This window comes from Aeribacillus composti (assembly GCF_031760945.1).
GTDB classification, from domain to species: domain Bacteria; phylum Bacillota; class Bacilli; order Bacillales; family Aeribacillaceae; genus Aeribacillus; species Aeribacillus composti.
In genome coordinates this window covers 1,223,508-1,242,880 of sequence record NZ_CP134501.1, presented here as the reverse complement: position 1 = coordinate 1,242,880, position 19,373 = coordinate 1,223,508, and the positions used below count along the sequence as shown (strand labels likewise).

Below are 19,373 nucleotides of genomic sequence, written 5' to 3'. Positions count from 1 at the left end.
CCGAGCCAGCCTTTTTCAATGAGTGAAAATCGTAAATCATGATCCATACTAAATACGCTAGAACGTATCAACTAAAAATAATTTAGCTTCTTCCATACGATAAAATAAAAATGTTTTCATTTAGAAATATCAATTGAATTTTTTTCAACTCAGTTGACGTGAGCGAATATTGAACCTTCCTCTCAGCCATTTAATTTAGATAAGAAAAAACAAAACCGTCTTGTTATGACAAAATTGTTGATGACGCCTCCTGTTCGATATATTGCTTAACTAATTTGTAGCAATCATCAATATGCTTATTTCCTAAATATTTCATCGTCGCAAAGCTGATCCCGGCCGAAACCCCTATTCCAATGAGAGGAATAAGTTTGCTCGTCTGTTTTGCCGCCATCCGGGTTGCTGCTTTTTTCACCAAGCTCAGCACCAATTTTTTGCCAATTTTTCTTCCGATGAGTTCATTTCCTAATGAAGTTGCCAGAACAATAATGAGCTCTTTTGTTTTCGCATCCAATTGATCAACTTGCTCTTTTGATAAACCAAACTTTTGATTAATCTCATTTAGCAGATCTTTCACAAGTGCAGCATCCACCGTCACATCAATACCCGGAATTGGAACAGCTGCAGCAATAGCAGAAACAGATGAACGTCTATTCACTAATTTACGGCATTCTTCCCGAATTTGATCCAATTGATCGATCGTTTTTGGCAGCATAAAAAACCTCCGTTTCTAAATCACTTCTTCTGTCATCGCTTCAATGACTGCGTCGCTATGTAAAAAGAAGGCGACAAACTTAATCACCAGCCAATTCAAAGGGAAACGGCAATAAGAACGTTGCAGCCGCAAATATTTTTGAAATCTTTACTTTCTCCCTTTAAGGCTCCTGCTAACACTTGCGATTAGAAATAGTTTTTTGCTTTTTCTCCATTAAATACCCCAATCGTGAAAAAAAATCTTTTCTCCGCCTCCTTATAGGAAGAGTATACCATGTTTATAGGCGTTCAGAAATAAAGTCATCTACAAAAAAACGGAGAAACGAGTGAAAGGATGAAGTTAAAAAACTAATAAGCGCTCACAAAAAATTCTTTGTGAACTCAAGATCGTTGAAAATTCCGATTGATCAACACGCTGAACAATGGAAAAGCAGCAAGTATTGTTTATTCATTTTTACAATGGGAGCAAAAGGTGTGATTGCTTTATATTTTTTCATCGATTCATGCATTTCTATTAGAGGAAAAGCGTAAATTTAACTTTAGTTATTAGCAAATGTGGATCTTAGTAGATTCTGTGATTAACCTTTTATAAATAACAAATAAACGGAAAGCTGACTTTATTAAAGATACAAGAAAAAAAACTCTTTTTTGCAAAAAGAAAAAAGCAGGAGTTCATCCTGCTTTAGCTATTGAATCATCTTCAACATTGTAGGGAAAACTTCACAATCTTAACATACAATTTTAGAGATATGTTAAAAATACTATGAAAATTGATGAAACGTAATTTCAGGGCGGCTGCCAATTCGGATGTTCACTCCTGTTTGTCCTAGGCCTTCGCTAATATAAAACGGCCGCTTGTTATGGTAATGAAGTCCTTTAATAATGTTCATTCTTGGAAGCTTGCCTTTGTAAAAAAGATGGTACGGCTTTGGCAAATTGATCTGTCCGCCGTGGAAATGACCGGACAGCAAGTAATCAAACGGAATGTTTTCCATTTCAAGAATAACGCTTGGATCATGGGTCAGCACTAATCGCATTCCTTCTTCTACTCCGTGAAAAGCTTTTTGAACATAACTGCGGTTTGTCGTGTAATCATCAATGCCAATAATATTCAAGCATTCTTCTTCAAGCTGAATGGTCACGTGCTCATTTTGTAGTGTTTTTATCCCGTAATGCTGCAGCATTTTTTTCAAAGTTTCAAAGTCTTCTTCCTTTAAAACATAATCGTGATTGCCGAACACAGCATACGTGCCGTACGTTGGATTTGTTTTTCTCAATACTTCCAAGTATGCGGAAAGTTTTGGGATGCTTCTCTTCCGGTCGAGAAAATCACCTGTCAGTGCAATAAGATCAATTGATTCTGCTGAAATCAGCTCATCTAATTCCTTTGGGCTGATCGATAAGTTTTCTAGGTGTAAATCAGATAGATGGAGTATTTTTATATTCTTTGCAGAAGCTTTCCTATCGGGGCAGCGAACTGTGATTTTCTTAACAGCTACATCCTTTGTATTTTTATTTCCTTTTATTAAAAAGAATATGAAAAGTCCAAGAAAAAATAATATAACAAAAAATAGCATAACCAAACTCCTCTCTCCCCCAAGTATAACGAACCTTCTCAAACGATCCTAGTGGGAGTTAAAGGAATTTGAAAAAAACTCTTAGCTGCAAAAGAGCTCAAACTATTAACAAACCTGCCTTCCGCCTCTGCCGGAAAGACAGGTTTGCCTTTCTTAATTATTTTGCGCATGTCCATACGTTAAAAGCTAAAACAAGCATCCATTTTCATGATAACTTTTTCATATCTACGAAATCCATCCGCTGCATGCCTTGCTGCTCTTTTACATCAGTCAATCGGTTCTTTGTGCTTCTTTATTTATAAATCGTGCACCTTTCAGCCAGCTAAGTTTTTCCGGTTGTGGCGCTGAACTCTGCAAATTGTTCAAGCTTTGACAAATCGCTAGATGTGCCCTGGATTTTTAAGAAACCATAATTTTACAAATGTCATTTGTAAACTCAACAGGATCTTGGACTGGCAGGCCTTCAATTAGCAAAGCCTGATTATATAAAATGTTTGTGAACAGCTTCAGCTTCTCTTGATCGTTTTCATACGCTGCTTTTAGCGTTTGAAAGACTTCGTGATCTGTATTAATTTCAAGCACTTTCTCCGCTTTAATGTTTTGGCTGTTCGGCATAGCATTTAACACTTTTTCCATTTCAATAGTGATTTCGCCGTCTGTTGATAAACAAACAGGATGTGTTTTTAACCGTTTTGATGCTCGCACATCCTTTACTTTATCACCCAAAATACTTTTCATTTGTTCGAACAGCTCTTTATGTTCTTTTTCAGTTTCTTTTTTGTTTTCTTCTTCGCTAATTCCTAAGTCGCCGCTGGAGACTGATTTAAATTCTTTCTCTTTATATGTCATTAACATTTTGATCGCAAATTCATCGATATCCTCTGTCAAATACAAAATTTCATAGCCTTTATCTGCAACCAGCTCGGTTTGCGGCAGCTTTTCAATTCGTTCATACGAATCGCCCGTTGCATAATAAATATATTTTTGCTCCTCAGGCATTCTTGATACATATTCTTGTAAGGTGACAAGTTTTTTCTCCTTTGAAGAGTAGAACATAAGCAAGTCTTGCAATGTTTCTTTATTTGCGCCGAAATCGCTGTAAACGCCATACTTTAATTGTCTGCCAAATGCTTCATAAAACTTTTCATATTTTTCTCTTTGATTTTTTAATAGGTTTTCTAGTTCGCGTTTAATTTTGTTTTGAATGTTTTTCGCAATGATTTTCAATTGCTTGTCATGCTGGAGCATCTCTCTTGAAATATTTAACGATAGGTCCTCAGAATCAACCATTCCTTTAACGAAGCTGAAGTAGTCAGGCAGTAAATCCGGGCACTTGTTCATAATTAACACGCCGTTGGAATACAGTTCAAGCCCTTTTTCATATTCTGCTGTATAGTAATTAAATGGCGTTTTTTCCGGAATATATAAAATCGCCTGATAGCGAACCGTCCCATCTACGCTAATATGAATATGTTTTAACGGTTTATCAAAGCCATAATGCTTTTCGGCATAAAAGTTTTCATAATCTTCATCTGTCAGTTCACTTTTATTTTTCCGCCAAATCGGAACCATGCTGTTGATTGTTTGTTCTTCAACAACCTCTTCAAATTCGTTCTCGTTCTCATTTTTCGGTTTTTGTACTTTGACATCCATTTTGATCGGATAGCGGATGAAGTCGGAATATTTTTTAATGATTTGTTTTAACCGATATTCGTCAAGAAATTCGTCATAGTTGTCATCTTCAGTATTCTCTTTGATTTTTAGTATGATCTCCGTTCCGACCTCTTCCTTCTCATATGGTTCGATTGTAAAACCATCAGCGCCTTTTGATTCCCATTTATATGCTTGATCGCTGCCTAGCGCTTTACTGATGACAGTGACAACATCCGCTACCATAAAGGCGGCATAAAAGCCAACGCCGAACTGTCCAATAATGTCATAGCCGTCTTTTAATTCGTTTTCTTTTTTAAAGGCGAGCGACCCGCTCTTAGCAATCGTACCAAGATTTTCTTCCAATTCCTCTTTTGTCATGCCTATGCCTGTATCAACGATTGTGAGCGTCCGCTTTTCTTTATTTGGAATAACTTTTATGTAGTATTGATCCTTTTGAAAGGTTAACGAATCATCAGTCAGTGCTTTGTAATAAATTTTATCGATCGCATCGCTTGCATTTGAAATTAACTCCCTCAAAAAAACTTCCTTTTTTGTATAAATGGAGTTGATCATCATTTCTAATAACCTTTTCGACTCGGCTTGAAACTCTTTTTTTTCCATGACCGCCTCTCCTTTCTAAAAAGCGTATGTGCAAAATTAAGATAAAAATTAGCACTCTAATCAATCGAGTGCTAATCATCATTTTTTTAATAACAAATATTTAATTTTATGTCAACTCCGAATGATTGACCGCTTTGCACTTTTCTTGAGTTTTTCTTTACGAACGATAGGCAACAGTCGTTTTCGAATGAGAAGGGCTTTGTCTTTCCACATAATGGTTGCAAATTTCTTTACCAATCAGGATGTTTTTCGGCACAAAAGCATTCCCTCGCAACTTTCAAGCTTCACTTTTATTGCCAATCCTTTAAGATTTCCCCATTCCTCTTAAAAAATGAAGAAGCATAGTAATCGATCGGTTGATGTCAGGATCTTTTAAAGCCGATAGCAATTGGAAAAAAGAAGTTGTTTCTTCTTTATTGACGCTTGCCGCAGCTTCTTGTATTCCAGCATTCATTCTTGTCGTCATTACCTGCAGCTTTTCGAGATCGATTGTTCCCAGTAGCATCAACAGATTGACGATATTTTTTAAAACATCAATGTTCGGTTTTCTGCTGACTTCCTTAACCACGTTTTCTAGTACTTGATCTTTCCGCGCTAAAAGGGCATTGGCGATTTCCAGAACACCTGCATCGTGAAGCTTCCGTAAACATGCTATGCCTTCTAAAACTGCCTCTTTATTGTCTGCTAACGCTTGCTCGATTTCTAATAAATTTTGCTTTCTTTTTTCTTCTTGTGACACTTCGATTTTTTTGATGGTTGTAATTGGTTTAGCCATGTATTTTCACCTTGCTTCCGGGAAACGTGTAGTCGCTGCGCTCCCATTTCTTCTCTACTTTGACCCCAATTTGCGGATTTCTTTTTCCGTTTCGATGGTTGTTTGGACGAATTGGGGAGTCTCCTTTTTCCTTCAATACGACCATTTTTACGGCAATTTCTTTATATGCCGGTGTGTTCGTATCGCGGTCAGCATGATTGCCTGTTAAACGATTAATAGCCAATTCGCCCGTATCATTCAATGGGATAAAGATTTCATGCTTTTGCACGCGATCCGTTATGTGAACAGGGCCTTTTACAGAGCCGTATTTGGAAATAAGCTTGACAATGGCTCCTTCTTGAATACGGCGTTCTTCAGCCAATTCTTTCGAAATTTCTATAAAAGCGTTCGGGGTTTTCCGGCTGATTCCTTGTGATTTATACGTCATGTTCCCTTCATGGAAATGTTCTAGCAAGCGCCCGTTGTTCACGTGAAGATCATACTCTTCATCTACATCATATAAATAATCGACTTGAAGCGGATAAAGCTGTGCCTTTCCATCGGCAAACGGGAATTGATCTTCATAAAGAAGCGGCGAGTCGGTTCCATCTTTCTCAACAGGCCATTGCAAGCTTGAAAATCCTTCTAAACGGTCATAGGAAACACCGGCAAAAAGCGGTGCGAGCGACGCCGCTTCTTCCATAATTTCTCCAGGGTGCTGATAATCCCAATTGAAGCCCAGTGCTTTCGCCAGCATACAATAAATTTGCCAATCAGGCTTCGAATCTCCAAGAGGCGGCAATGCTTCATACAATCTCTGAATCCGGCGTTCTGTATTGGTAAAAGTTCCTTCTTTTTCTAAGCTTGGGCTGGCCGGCAGCACAACATCTGCATATTGGGCCGTTTTTGTTAAAAATAAGTCCTGCACAACGAAAAATTCCAGCTTTTCAAAAGCGGCGCCGACTTGATTGATATTGGCATCGACAATCCCCATATCTTCGCCAGTCACATATAATGCCTTCAGAGCGCCTTCATGAATCGCTTTAACCATTTGATGATTGTCTTTTCCCGGATTTTTAGGCAATGTCACGCCCCAAGCTTTTTCATAACGGCTGCGGACTTTTTCATCCGCTACCTTTTCATATCCCGGGAAAAAGTTCGGCATGCTTCCAAAGTCGCTGCACCCTTGAACATTGTTATGGCCGCGCAGCGGATAGGCTCCAGTGCCCGGTTTGCCGTAATTGCCTGTCACTAATAACAAATTGGAAATGGCAGTACTCGTATCACTTCCGCGCTGCTGTTGAGTGACTCCCATCGCCCAGCAAATGACCATTGTTTTAGATTGATGAATCGTTTCAGCAACCTTGATCAGCGTGTCCTTGGAAATTCCCGTCACTTCTTCCGCATATTCTAACGTAAACGGCTCTAAGCTACTTTTATATTGTTCAAAGCCGTTCACTCGTTCTTTGATAAACTCTTCATCATGCCAATTTTGGTCAATGATGTATTTCGTTACAGCTGACAGCCAAACAAGATCCGTTCCTGGCTTTGGCCTGATAAACATATCGGCCCGCTCCGCCATTTCATGCTTTCTTAAGTCAAACACGAGCAGCTTTTGTCCATAAAGTTTTTGCGCTCGTTTGATTTTTGATGCCAAAACCGGATGCGATTCCCCTGTATTGGCGCCAATAATGATGACAAGATCAGAGGAAGCTATGTCAGAAAAAGATCCTGAATCACCGCCATAGCCGACAGTGCGAAATAGTCCGACCGTTGCTGGAGATTGACAATATCTTGAGCAATTATCAACATTATTCGTTCCTATCACTTGACGAGCAAATTTTTGCAGCAAATACGATTCTTCATTCGTTGCTTTGGAAGAAGCTATAAATCCTAAAGCATCAGGGCCATGTGCATCTTTTATTTCTTTAAACCGTTTTGCAACATATCGAATCGCCTCATCCCATTCAACTTCTTTAAAATGGTCGCCTTCCCGGATCAGCGGTTTTGTCAGCCGTTCTTCACTATTGACATAATCCCAGCCGAACTTTCCTTTTACACAAGTGGAAATTCCGTTTGCCGGCGATTCCGGTGTTGGTTCAACTTTTAAAACTTTTCTGTCTTTTGTCCATATATAAAATGAACAGCCAACTCCGCAGTATGTGCAAACTGTTTTCGTTTTCTTGATCCTTTCCTTGCGCAGCTCAGCTTCTGTATCTGAGATGGCCATTAGCGAACCGTATCCTGTTTCCACTTCCTTCGTCAAATTAATCATCGATCGTAATGTACCAGGTTCTACATTTGTTAAAAAGCCGGCTTCCCCTAACATTGATTTTTCCATTAAGGCATTGCACGGACATACAGTTACACATTGGCCGCAATTTACGCAGCTGGACTGATCAATCGGCACATCGTTGTCCCAGATCACACGAGGCTGCTCTCTGCTCCAATCAATCGTCAATGTTTCATTTACTTGAACATCTTGGCACACCTCTACACAGCGTCCGCATAATATGCATTGATTTGGGTCATATCGATAAAATGATCCTGAATAATCCACTTCATAAGGTTTTGGTTGGAACGGAATGCTTTGATGTTCAATGCCTAAAGCTTTAACCGTATTATGGATTGTACAATCTCCATTGTTTTTATCGCAAACTGTGCAATATAATTCATGATTTTTTAAAATTTGATCCATCGCTAATTTTTGAGATTCTTTTACTTTAGAAGTCTCTGTTTCAACAACGAGTCCTTCTTGGACTTTGTAGCTGCAGGCTCGTACAAGCTCCCCGTTCACTTCCACCATACAAGTATCACATGTTTGAATTGCGCCCAAGCTTTCATGATAACAAACGTGCGGTACATCCATTTCATGTTCGAGCAAAGCCTGCAGAAGATATTGATTTTCCCTTGCGGTTATTTCTCCCCCGTTGACCGTAATCGTTACATTTCCCACGATACGTTCCCCCTGTTATTTTGTTATTCTGTTGCTATGTGTATAAATGTTCATTTTATTTTCCCGTATAAACCCAACAGTCGTAATGTTTAAATCTTCTGCCAATTGAAGTGCCAAATTTGTTGGAGCCGATTTTGATAGAAGTATACCGCATCCAATTTTCGAAACCTTCAGCACTACCTCTGAGGAAATCCGCCCGCTAAAAGCGATTATTTTATCATTTAAAGAAATGCTTTCGTTTAGACAGAAGCCATATAATTTATCTAAAGCATTATGTCGTCCAATGTCAGAAAATGTCTTAATCAATCCCTCTTTTGAACATAATGCCGCATGATGAATGCCTCCAGTACGCTTAAAAGCCGATGAAGCTTCATTTAACATTTCCATTAACTGAAAGCATTGTGCGGCAGAAATCGTCATGCTGCTCAAAATCGTTTTCGCTGTTTTCACATCATTATAAAAATAAAACTGTCGGCTTTTTCCGCAGCAGGAGCCGATAAAGCGTTTGGAAACAAACTCTTTCTTATCCCCTATCGGCTGATGCAAATGAACATAGGCAAACCCCTTATCCTCATCAATTTGAAGCGCTTTCACATCTGCTTTTATGCGGATTATCCCTTCTGAAGCTAAAAAGCCCAATACAAGCTCCTCTACATGGGACGGCGAGCATACTAATGTGGCGAATTCCTCATTGTCCACAAAAATTGTTAACGGATACTCTATCGCAATTTCATCTATCACCACTTTCTTGTTTTGATGATCAATTTTGATTATTTCTCTTTTACAAATAATTTCTTTTTCCATAATGGGAACCTTCCTTTTTAATCACACCTCTAAAATAAAATATTCGACAGAAGCAGAAAAAATCCTTTTCTTCTTTTTTTTCTATTTGTCCATACAAGGAAACTGTTTCACTGGAAAACCTAAGCGAGGTCAGGCTGGGAAAAATGAGGGGAGAAATATATATCTTTCAAGCGACATCGACTGATTTTGGCAGACTGCTTGTTCGAAAAAATCATCCATTGATCATTGTCTTTTATCGTGCCAAACAGCTGGGGAAAAGCAACTGAAAAACTGTAACCCCTCTGCTTTTTCATCTATCCATCTAATAAGCTATTCGGTCATTCCTTAACCAACATCTACCGTTTGCATTTATTAGCAAATTTTTCACATTCTCTGCTGCCATTTTTCAATGCACGGAATATTTAACTGCTTGCACTTGTGTACGATCGGAGCGCATACCGCCAGAACCGGCGCGATATCCATAAGAACAGCCCGGCAAGTACAACGGATAGGATTGTTGTCATCCCGTTCCATTTTCCAAGCAAAGACAACGCCGGCGTGCTTGTAATAAAGGCAGCTGGCAAAATGTATGTGAGCACGATGCGAAGCCAGCCTCTATACATTCCGATTGGGAACCGTGTTGTTTCAAAAAATGAATTAAAAACAAACGATAGATCATCGATACGAATAACCCAAAAGGAGGTGGTCATCAGCATCATCCACAGCGCGTAAATCAGGACAAGCGAAGATCCGATACTAATGAAAAACATCACTGCATCCATTATTGTCGGCATATAATGTTTTTGTATTAACGCATAGATTATCAAGCCGATGCCAAGAAGCACATCAATTAGGCGCCAAAACACTAAATGGCGAAAGCTGACATAAAACATGCTGTCGACCGGCTTTGTCAATACATAATCAAACGTCCCCATGCGAATATGCTGCAGCAGACGGGACATGTTGGGCCGCAGGGCAAAATCAATCAATCCTTGCAGCGTATTGAATATACCAAGAAGCAGCAGAACATCCGCATATTTCCAACCGCCGAGGTTATCTGTTTGATAAAAAAATACTTGAATTGTCAAAATAGCCATCCCAATGCCAAACAAACTCGACAGGAAATTCCCTAAAAATTCGCTGCGATATTCGAGCTCCTCTACTAAACAAGTCCGAAAAAATTCACAAAAAATGCGCCAATGTCTTTTCACATTATCCCCCCACAGCTTGGTTTTTCCTTAGACCAGCCTTCCAAAGCAACAATACTGCAAGCATAAAAAACATGCACCAAACTGCAGCCCATCCAAATCCGTACACAATATCCATCCCTTGGACGCTTCCGGTCAAAATTTCGATTGGAAACCCGACCATATATCGAAAAGGCAAATAAAAGCTGATCGTTTTCAAAAACGGCGGCAGGAGCGACATCGGGGCAATGCGGCCCGACAAAAAGAGAGACACCGCTTCAAACATGCCGTACAAAGCCGTCACTTTTGTCACCCAAAAACCTAACAGACCAAATGTGTAGCTGAATAAAAAACGAATGACCGCTGCCAATAAAAGAGCACAAAAGAATAACAGCCACTGCGCCGCACTTATTTGATCCAGCCGCAGCGCCGGAATAAAGACCGCCAATAGGCCCCATGCCGGAATTAAAATGACTAAAAATAACGCTTTATACACGATATTTTCAGCAATGGCCCAATGTATCGGGTGAAACGGACGGACAATTTGATAAGAAAAGGTTCCCTCCCTTATTTCCCGCTCCAATTCCCAAACGTCCCAAGCGCTTGTCATGCGTTCAACAAAAATCAATGCCGCAAAGTAAAAAATAAACGCATTCTCCTGATCAGGATCAATATTCATCCAGACCATCATCGTGATCAGCGGCTGAACCATGGCTCCTGTCATCCACACGATCGTCGCCAGCCGGTAGGCAAACATCTCCACATATTTCATGCGAAGAAGAACAGAGTATTTACGAAACATGTGCATCCTCCTGAAACGCGAGCGTTATCACTTCTTCCATCGGCGGATCTTCTATATTTAAATCGCGAACATCAAACTGCTGCAAAAATCGGGAGGATACCTCGTGAATGCGTTCCCTTGGCACACGAAGCGTTACTTTACCCTCTTTTGCATCGACTAATTCGCCGTATGCATCCCATGAAATATCGGGAATGGACGAAAGCTGAACCTCTAGCAATTTATACGGCGTCAATTTTTCCGTCAACATGTCCAATTCACCATCATACAACAGCTTCCCATGATTAATAATGAGCACCCGATCGCACAGCGCTGTCACATCGCCCATGTAATGCGATGTCAACAATACTGTCGTTCGGTGCTCGCGGTTATATTGTCCTATAAAGCGGCGGACTTTTTCCTGCGTATGGACATCCAAGCCGATCGTCGGTTCATCCAAAAATAAAACCTTCGGCCGATGCAAAAGCGCGGCTGCTAATTCGCATTTCATCCGCTGTCCGAGAGACAAACTCCGCGTTGGTTTCGTCAAGAGCTCTTCTAACTCCAGCAGCTCGACAAGCTCATCCAACGTTTGCCGAAACGCACGGTCTTCTATTTCGTATATCGCTTTATTGACGAGAAACGTTTCCATCGGCGGAATATCCCATATGAGCTGGCTTTTCTGTCCCATGACTAAACTCATGATCTTCTTAAATTCCGCTTTTTGTTCAAACGGTACATATCCGGCAACTTGAATGCTCCCGGAGCTTGGATAAAGCAAACCGGCCAGCATTTTAATTGTCGTTGTTTTCCCCGCTCCGTTCGGCCCTAAAAATGCGACAATTTCTCCCGAAGGAATGGTAAATGAAATGTCTCGCACCGCTTCCACAGTACGAATTTCCCTCTTAAACAAACTGCGTACAGCACCCGTCCACCCTGCTTGCCGAACGTGAACTCGAAATTGCTTGTACAAATGCTCTACATGAATTGACATAGTGCCTCCCTCTGTTTCTTCGAACACCATGGGATTACGCCATTGAAACAATCATTGTTAAATCGTCTCAATTAATTCTAATCGAAAATCACCAACCTGATTTTTTTTGTACAAATTCGTCACAGAAGTGGAATAATTTTGTATCGTCCCCCTAAAGTTCAGGTCTCTTTCAGGAACTGACACATCAAACGTTTGCTGATACAGCAGCGTCGTAATATCATGATATTCATCGCTTCTCACCTTAAAAGCAAAACGAATTTTATGTAATGGCTCACCGTTTGGTTGATGAACCACTTCCTCTTCATACTCCTCTACTTGTATCTCTACACCATTCAATATTACTTTCTTCACCATACGATCCATCCCTCCTTGGCAGCTGTTTACAAAAAATCATAGCACGAATGCTTCCTGCCCACAAACTAGCATGCTTATGAATATACAACACAAATTCGAAGCTGTCATTTTTTTGACTCTATTTAGCCTGGATGAACTGGAGCTAAAAAACCGTGCGATTTAGAACGGACTATGTAACATTTTTGATTTTATATAGTCAAGATGAACTGCAGCCGTATTTTTGTTTGCCAAAAAAATATACATTTAGAGGCGGCAGCAACAATCCGTTCGATTACGGATTCAAACGTTCTGCCAATTTCGCAGCCAAACATAAACAGAATCTTATTGGCTGCTTTTAGGCTTTTTAAGCTAGGGAAAACATGTATTTTTTTCACAGGACTTAACCCAATATTTTCTTAACCCGGCAGATAATCCGATATGATTTGAAAATCATGTATATTCTTTAAATATTTGTACAAACATATGTTGAGCAATGCTGATTTTTTCAGATTTTGCAAATGGTACAGGCTGCCTAAAATGCTATAATATGGCATAAACTAAGCGAAAAGAGCCAATGTTCACATATTTTTCATTCTCTATATATACATTTGTCAAAGAGAATTGACAAAAAGCACATTTTTATAAAGTAAAATGAAATCATATTGTATTGGTTCATCCTGATCATATACTCATGACCGGTTTCAAAGATTTATCCCATTCAAAAGGAGGAAATAAAATTGTTATTTGAAGACCCCGTATTCAGCAGTCGAATGCTGACTATCCTTACACTTTCTTTTCACGCTATTTACGCAACCATTGGGGTAGGCGTTCCGTTGATGATCATGATTGCCCAGTGGGTTGGGATCAAAAAAAATGACGAACATTATCTTTTAATGGCTAGACGTTGGGCGCGGGGGTATGTCATCACCGTAGCTGTCGGCGTTGTAACAGGAACTGCGATTGGACTCCAGCTGTCATTGCTCTGGCCGAATTTTATGGAACTTGCCGGAAATGTGATCGCATTGCCACTTTTTATGGAAGTATTTGCTTTTTTCTTTGAAGCAATCTTTCTCGGAATTTATATGTACACTTGGGAACGATTTAAAAATCAGCGGAAGCACCTGCTCTTTCTGATTCCTGTCTCCCTTGGCGCCGCCTTTTCTGCCTTTTTTATTACCATCGTCAACTCTTTTATGAATGCGCCGCAAGGGTTTGACATTGTAAATGGTGAACTCATCAATGTCAATCCGCTGGGTGCGATTTTTAACCCGGCCATGCCGACAAAAGTCGCACACGTAGTCGCAACCGCCTTTATGACAGCCGCCTTTACGCTGGCATCTATTGCAGCATTCCAATTATTAAAAGGCTCCAACCATGTTTATCATAAAAAAGCCTTGTTTTTAACTATGAAAATAGGACTGATTTTCTCCATTGCAACAGCTGTTATCGGAGATTTTTCCGGCAAATATTTAGCTGAGTACCAGCCAGAGAAATTGGCGGCAGCGGAATGGCATTTTGAAACAGAAGGAAATGCTCCTCTAGTCATGTTTGGTATTTTAGATGACGAACAAAACATTAAATATGCACTTAAATTCCCATATTTGCTCAGTATTTTGGCGCATGGAGATCCAAATGCAGAAGTTATCGGACTAGACCAATTTTCAAATTTTGAATCTCCTCCGCTTTATATTCATTATTTTTTTGATATTATGGTAGCCATTGGCGTTTTCATGATTTTATTAGCACTTATCTATTGGATTGGAGTGAAGCGCGGATGGGCTTTCATCAACCAAAAATGGTTCCGCATGCTCATTGTGCTCGGAGGGCCTCTATCTTTTATCGCGATTGAGGCTGGCTGGTGGTTGACTGAATTTGGCCGTCAGCCTTGGATCCTTCGCGGAATTATGACAACGGGTGAAGCAGCAACTTCAAGCGGCCATGTAGGTCTTATGCTCATTCTTTTTGCCATTTTGTATTTGATTTTAGGAATCGGCACGATTGTGATTCTTCGCCGGTTGTTTAAAAATAATCCGGTGGAAAGAGAGCTTGAAAATCGATTAGGCGGTGAGCAGTCATGAGCTTGGAGATTATTGGGATATCCGTCCTTTGGATCTTTTTGTTCGGCTATGTGATCGTTGGATCCATTGATTACGGCGCTGGATTCTTTAATGCTTACAGCATTTTGAGTGGCAAGCAGCATATATTGTCCAAAATTATTCAACGCTACCTGTCTCCCGTTTGGGAGGTAACCAATGTATTTTTCGTTTTCTTCTTTGTTGGGATTGTCGGTTTTTTCCCAAAAACCGCATTTTATTATGGGACAACTCTCCTTGTTCCGGGAAGCATTGCGATTATTTTGCTTGCCATTCGCGGGTCTTATTACGCATTTGAAACGTATTCATCAAAAGGACATAAAGGGTATGCCTTTATGTATGGATTGTCTGGATTATTGATCCCTGCATCATTATCTGTCGTCTTAGCCATTTCTGAAGGCGGATTTGTCTCGATGGTGGATGAGCATCCAGTTTTAAACTACGTAGCATTATTTAAAAGCCCATTATCTTGGAGCATCGTCGTTTTAAGTATTACGGCCGTCCTTTATATTTCAGCTGTTTTTCTTACATGGTACGCGAATCAAACTGGTGATACAGACGCAACGAATTTAATGAGAAAATATGCTCTTTTCTGGGCATTTCCTTTAATCATAACAGCTTGCGGCATCATTTATGAACTGAGCTATCACAACCAAGAGCATTTTGAACGCATCCTTAATTTATGGTGGATGTTCGCTTTATCGTTTCTTTTATATGTCGGGACTGTCTGGCTCATTTGGAAAAGAAAAAATTATGGATTGGCATTCGGATTGTTAGTAGGTCAATTTCTGTTAGCTTTCTTTGGATATGGAATCTCCCATTATCCGTACTTGCTTTATCCATATTTGTCCATTTATGACAGTTTTACAAACGAAGCTATGGCCATTTCCCTGATCATCGTTTTTATTTTAGGATTAGCCCTTTTGCTCCCTTCCCTTTATTTACTAATAAAACTGTTTCTGTTCGATAAAGATTATGTGAAAGGGCAAAACGCAAAATAAGGAGTGTGGAACGATGAAGACTTTTTTAATTACGTTTGCCCCCTTTCTCGTGCTATTCGCTGCTGCAGCTTTATCATTTTGGACAGCAGTGAAAGATGAGCTCATATCCAAAAGAGGATAAAAATTGAAGCAAGCTTAGAAATCAATCGAAAAAAAGCCGACAGTTTGCTCCATGTCGGCTTTCTTTAATTTGCTGTAAAGACACTTTGTTCAATTTGCTTCATTTGATAAAAGTATCCTTTTTTGTTCATCAATTCTTTGTAGGTTCCCGCTTCTACAATAGCTCCTTCATCCATAACGATAATTTGATCCATGTTTTCCAGTCCGGTCAGACGATGACTGACAAGGATGACGGTATCATTTTTAGCAGCTTCAAACAGATGATGATAAATAGACTGTTCCGTTAAAGCATCCAAAAATGATGTCGGTTCATCAAGTATCCATAGCGGAGCTTTTTTCAACAATACCCTGGCGATCGCCAGTCTTTGCTTTTCCCCGCCCGATAAATTTCCTCCTCTTTCTAACAACGGATCGGCCAAAGAAAGATAGTCAAGCTTCACCTTTTTCAGCACATCTTCCAAGTCTTCGTCAAGCACTGTATCTCTAGCAATCATTAGGTTATCGCGAACGGTACCGTAGAAAAAGTGGTTGTCCTGCAAAATAACGTTCGCATTTTTCCAAAGGCTATCGTCATCTAATTGATCGATCGAGATGCCGTTGATCCGAATCACTCCTTGATGGTTCTGATAAATTTTTAATAACAGAGCCAGCAAGGTCGATTTGCCCGAACCACTAGGTCCGACAATGGCTGTTTTCGATCCTGCCGGAAATGTAATTGAAACATTTTTTAAAATTTCACTAAATAATTGAAAGGTGACATTCTCCATGACAATTGATGGAGCTTGTTGACCGGGAAGCTCCTTCATTTCTTTCTCATCAGACGTTTTTACAGAAGGGTCTTGATGCGTGGCGTCTGATAGTCTTGCAGCAGCTTGGCGGCTGTCCTCTAAATAACTTGGAAAAGCAGCCATCGGTGCCGCATGTTCAAAAACAGTTAATGAAATCATTACAAGCATGGCAAGAAAAATACCATCTAATTGACCGCCTGCAACGAAATAGACACCAAGCAAAAGAATAACCCAAGAGATAATTAAAGATACAAACGTATTGACAGATTGACTGAAGAGGTTATGGATTGCTTCACGTTCCTGTTCTTTCAAATAAGCATCGGAGCGTTGGATAAGCTTCTCTTGTTTATGCTCAAGCTGTTGATAAATTTTTAAATCTCGAAACCCATAAAAAAACTCCGTCACTTCTGTCGATAAATTCCCGCGGCTTTGCCGAACATGACGCTCTACTTTTTTTAGTCTGAAAGCAAAGTAAGCCGGAATTAGGACAGTGGTGAAAATCAAACCGATACATAACACCAAGGCAATATAAAAGGAAAAGAACGAAGTGAAAAAAATGGTCCATAAAAATATGAGAGTGGATACGATCGGCGGATAAAAAACACGCAAAAAGAAGTTTTGCAGCGTTTCCACATCGCCGACAATTCTGGAGAGGAGATCGCCGCTCCGATATTTAAGAAAAATCGCGGGCACCAATGGCTCCAGCTTTTCAAAAAAAGAAACTCGCAACCGGCTTAATATATTGAATGTGGCGCGATGAGAAAAATAACGCTCCCCGTAACGGCTACCTGCACTGATAAACCCTAACAGTTTTATACACGCTATGAAAACAGTCAGCGTGTAAATTGGCGGTGCAAGAGCTGCTTTAGAAATCAAATAGCCGCTTGAAGCAAACAAACTCACTGTCGCGATTCCTGTTATAAATCCGAAGAGAATGGACAAAAAAAGATCTTTCTTTTCTGTTAATGTCAGCTTTGTAATAAAAAGCAAATCTTTCATTTTGCCATGCCTCCCTGTTGGAGCGTTGTCATTTTCCTGTACGCTTCAACTGATTCCAGCAATTCTTTATGTGTTCCGGATGCGATGAGTTCTCCATTTTCCAAAAAAAGAATTTTATCCGCATTTATAATGGTATGAAGCCGATGAGCGACGGTAATGACGGTGGAAGATTGAGCTAATTCCTTTATGGAATCCTGCAAAATTTGTTCTGTTTGAAGATCCAGTCCAGTCGTCGGCTCATCAAACAATATAATGGATGGTTTTTTCAAAAACGCTCGTGCCAGTGCAATTCGTTGTTTTTCTCCTCCGGAAATTCCCCTTCCTCCTTCTCCAATAGGTGTATCAAAACCATTTTCAAGTGATTGGACAAGCTTTAAAATTCCTGCCTTTTCGGCTGCTTGTTCGATTTCCTCTTTCGTTGCATCGAGTTTTCCTCCCAAAGCGATATTTTCCGCAATCGTTCCAGAAAAAAGATACGGATTTTGCGAAATATAGCTGATTTCATTGAACCAGCTCTTTTCGTTCAAATCAGACCGCCGAATTCCGTTCACATAAATTTCCCCTTCAGTAAGCGGAACAAGACCTGCAATCACATGTAATAAAGTCGATTTCCCAGCGCCGCTCTTTCCGACAATTGCCACTTGCTCAAACGGGCGGATTTCAGCATTTATATTTTTTAAGGCAAACCTATCTCCCTCGTAACGAAATCCTGCTCCTTCTATACGAATGGTCGGCGGTCCTTCACCTTTTGGCAAAACTGCCTTCCCCCATTTTACTGGCTTTCCGATTGCGTTTAGCTCCTCTTCAATCTTTCTTGCCGCCCCCATACTTCCCCTGCCTGCATGAAAGGCGCTTCCTAAATCTTTCAGTGCATTATAAAACTCAGGAGCTAGAATCAGCATAAAAAACGCGGTAAAAAAAGAAATGTTTTGAAAAATAATTAAGCGAATCGCCACATCAAGGGCAATCAATCCCATACTAAGCATGGAAATGAACTCCAGCATAAAAGAAGAGGTAAAAGCAATTTTCAATACTTCCATCGTCGCATCACGAAAGCCATGGCTGCTTTTTCTGATCACTTCTTTCTGCTGTTTCGCACGGTTGAACAGCTTAAGGGTTGTCAGCCCTTGCAAAGTGTCAAGAAAATGTCCCGATAAAGCGGTCATTTTCTCCATTTGCTCCTCCGATTTCTTTTTCGTTTTGTAGCCAATGATGATCATGAATATCGGTATAAATGGCGCTGTGATCACCATGATTAATCCAGTAAATGGATGGCTAGCAAACACAACGAAAAGAATGAGAAGAGGTATGATCGACGTTTGAACTGCCTTTGGAATATAAATGCTAAAGTAGCTGTCGATTTCATCTACCGCATCCAGCAATACACTTGCTTTTTGTCCTGTTTTCCCTTGCAGCGATACTTGCAGCGGGTTGCTTGAAAATTTATTTAATAAAGATTGGCGAAGATCTTTTTTCACTTTGGACGCTATTTTAATTCCTGTTAAACCGCTGAAATAATGGGATGCAGTTCTGGCCAAAAGAACAATGAACAAACTTATAAGCAACTGGAAAACATCAGCAAAAGACTGTTTCTGTAAGAAAATGCGATCGACAATCGCCGCAAAAAAATAAGCTTGTCCAATAATGGCAGCACCAGAGATGAAAGCAAGCACGATTAGCAACATCAATTTTGTTTTCTGCTTAAAAGCCAATTTTTTTAGCTGAACCATCCTTTCATGCCTCCCAAAAAAACACGTCCATAGATACGTTTGATGAAACTTGAAGAAACTCTTTTAACATGGCAGTCCAAACGTTTTACAGTTCGCAAATACTTTTAAACAAGTGTACATGATAAAATATATTCAAGTAAAACAACGGCCTCACCATTTTTTAAAAATCTTCTATTCTTAGTTTACAGCATTGTAATAGTGAATAACATGCTTAGATGAAAGAAAAATTTTCATTCGTTTATATAGAAAGATATCAAATCGTGAAACTAATTTGATTTTCTATCGTATATAACAT

16 protein-coding genes are annotated in these 19,373 nt (G+C 39.8%); 4 read left to right on the top strand and 12 right to left on the bottom strand.

Annotation, left to right across the window (positions count from 1 at the left end; all coding sequences use genetic code 11):
- Positions 1-223: 223 nt before the first annotated feature.
- From RI196_RS06175 to RI196_RS06130, 10 genes are all read right to left on the bottom strand, one after another.
- Positions 224-712, bottom strand: a complete 489-nt coding sequence (locus RI196_RS06175) for a hypothetical protein (protein ID WP_311067093.1) — start codon at positions 710-712, stop codon at positions 224-226.
- A gap of 760 nt (positions 713-1,472) precedes the next feature.
- The gene (locus tag RI196_RS06170; RefSeq protein WP_311067092.1) at positions 1,473-2,288 is read right to left on the bottom strand and encodes a metallophosphoesterase; all 816 of its coding nucleotides are present in this window, start codon (positions 2,286-2,288) and stop codon (positions 1,473-1,475) included.
- A 399-nt stretch (positions 2,289-2,687) separates the two neighbouring features.
- Positions 2,688-4,562: a molecular chaperone HtpG gene (htpG, locus tag RI196_RS06165; RefSeq protein ID WP_094245452.1), complete on the bottom strand. Its 1,875-nt coding sequence runs from the start codon at positions 4,560-4,562 to the stop codon at positions 2,688-2,690.
- 304 nt (positions 4,563-4,866) lie between these two features.
- On the bottom strand, positions 4,867-5,337 hold the full coding sequence (locus RI196_RS06160; RefSeq protein WP_063386390.1) for a helical membrane plugin domain-containing protein: 471 nt from the start codon (positions 5,335-5,337) through the stop codon (positions 4,867-4,869).
- Positions 5,330-8,275 carry a formate dehydrogenase subunit alpha gene (fdhF, locus tag RI196_RS06155; RefSeq protein ID WP_094245451.1) on the bottom strand — a complete coding sequence of 982 codons (2,946 nt, stop codon included), beginning with the start codon at positions 8,273-8,275 and terminating at the stop codon, positions 5,330-5,332. The genes RI196_RS06160 and fdhF overlap by 8 nt, the downstream gene beginning before the upstream one ends.
- A gap of 12 nt (positions 8,276-8,287) precedes the next feature.
- Entirely contained in the window at positions 8,288-9,076 is a 789-nt protein-coding gene (fdhD, locus tag RI196_RS06150) for a formate dehydrogenase accessory sulfurtransferase FdhD (RefSeq protein ID WP_311067091.1), read from the bottom strand.
- Between the two features lie 401 nt (positions 9,077-9,477).
- The gene (locus tag RI196_RS06145; protein ID WP_063386393.1) at positions 9,478-10,266 is read right to left on the bottom strand and encodes an ABC transporter permease; all 789 of its coding nucleotides are present in this window, start codon (positions 10,264-10,266) and stop codon (positions 9,478-9,480) included.
- Between the two features lies 1 nt (position 10,267).
- Positions 10,268-11,044: an ABC transporter permease gene (locus RI196_RS06140; protein WP_094245449.1), complete on the bottom strand. Its 777-nt coding sequence runs from the start codon at positions 11,042-11,044 to the stop codon at positions 10,268-10,270.
- On the bottom strand, positions 11,034-12,014 hold the full coding sequence (locus RI196_RS06135; protein ID WP_311067090.1) for an ABC transporter ATP-binding protein: 981 nt from the start codon (positions 12,012-12,014) through the stop codon (positions 11,034-11,036). The genes RI196_RS06140 and RI196_RS06135 overlap by 11 nt, the downstream gene beginning before the upstream one ends.
- Positions 12,015-12,071: 57 nt before the next feature.
- On the bottom strand, positions 12,072-12,368 hold the full coding sequence (locus RI196_RS06130) for a DUF3219 family protein (protein WP_094245447.1): 297 nt from the start codon (positions 12,366-12,368) through the stop codon (positions 12,072-12,074).
- Positions 12,369-12,520: 152 nt separating this feature from the next.
- Between RI196_RS06130 and RI196_RS06125 the strand changes: the two genes are divergently transcribed.
- The 4 genes from RI196_RS06125 to cydS all read left to right on the top strand — a co-directional run bounded on the left by RI196_RS06125 (position 12,521) and on the right by cydS (position 15,562).
- A complete protein-coding gene (locus tag RI196_RS06125) occupies positions 12,521-12,706 on the top strand; it encodes a hypothetical protein (RefSeq protein ID WP_311067088.1) in 186 nt (61 codons plus the stop codon).
- A gap of 411 nt (positions 12,707-13,117) precedes the next feature.
- Entirely contained in the window at positions 13,118-14,425 is a 1,308-nt protein-coding gene (locus RI196_RS06120; protein ID WP_375338803.1) for a cytochrome ubiquinol oxidase subunit I, read from the top strand.
- The gene (locus RI196_RS06115; protein WP_063386398.1) at positions 14,422-15,441 is read left to right on the top strand and encodes a cytochrome d ubiquinol oxidase subunit II; all 1,020 of its coding nucleotides are present in this window, start codon (positions 14,422-14,424) and stop codon (positions 15,439-15,441) included. The genes RI196_RS06120 and RI196_RS06115 overlap by 4 nt, the downstream gene beginning before the upstream one ends.
- Before the next feature lie 13 nt (positions 15,442-15,454).
- Complete coding sequence (gene cydS, locus RI196_RS18530; RefSeq protein WP_375338786.1) at positions 15,455-15,562, top strand: cytochrome bd oxidase small subunit CydS family protein; 108 nt, start codon at positions 15,455-15,457, stop codon at positions 15,560-15,562.
- A gap of 64 nt (positions 15,563-15,626) precedes the next feature.
- Here the strand turns inward: cydS and cydC are convergent, their stop codons facing one another.
- Entirely contained in the window at positions 15,627-17,348 is a 1,722-nt protein-coding gene (gene cydC, locus RI196_RS06110) for a thiol reductant ABC exporter subunit CydC (protein WP_311067087.1), read from the bottom strand.
- Positions 17,345-19,078 (bottom strand): thiol reductant ABC exporter subunit CydD, encoded by a 1,734-nt coding sequence (gene cydD, locus RI196_RS06105; RefSeq protein ID WP_311067086.1) that lies wholly within the window; start codon positions 19,076-19,078, stop codon positions 17,345-17,347. The genes cydC and cydD overlap by 4 nt, the downstream gene beginning before the upstream one ends.
- Between the last annotated feature and the right edge of the window lie 295 nt (positions 19,079-19,373).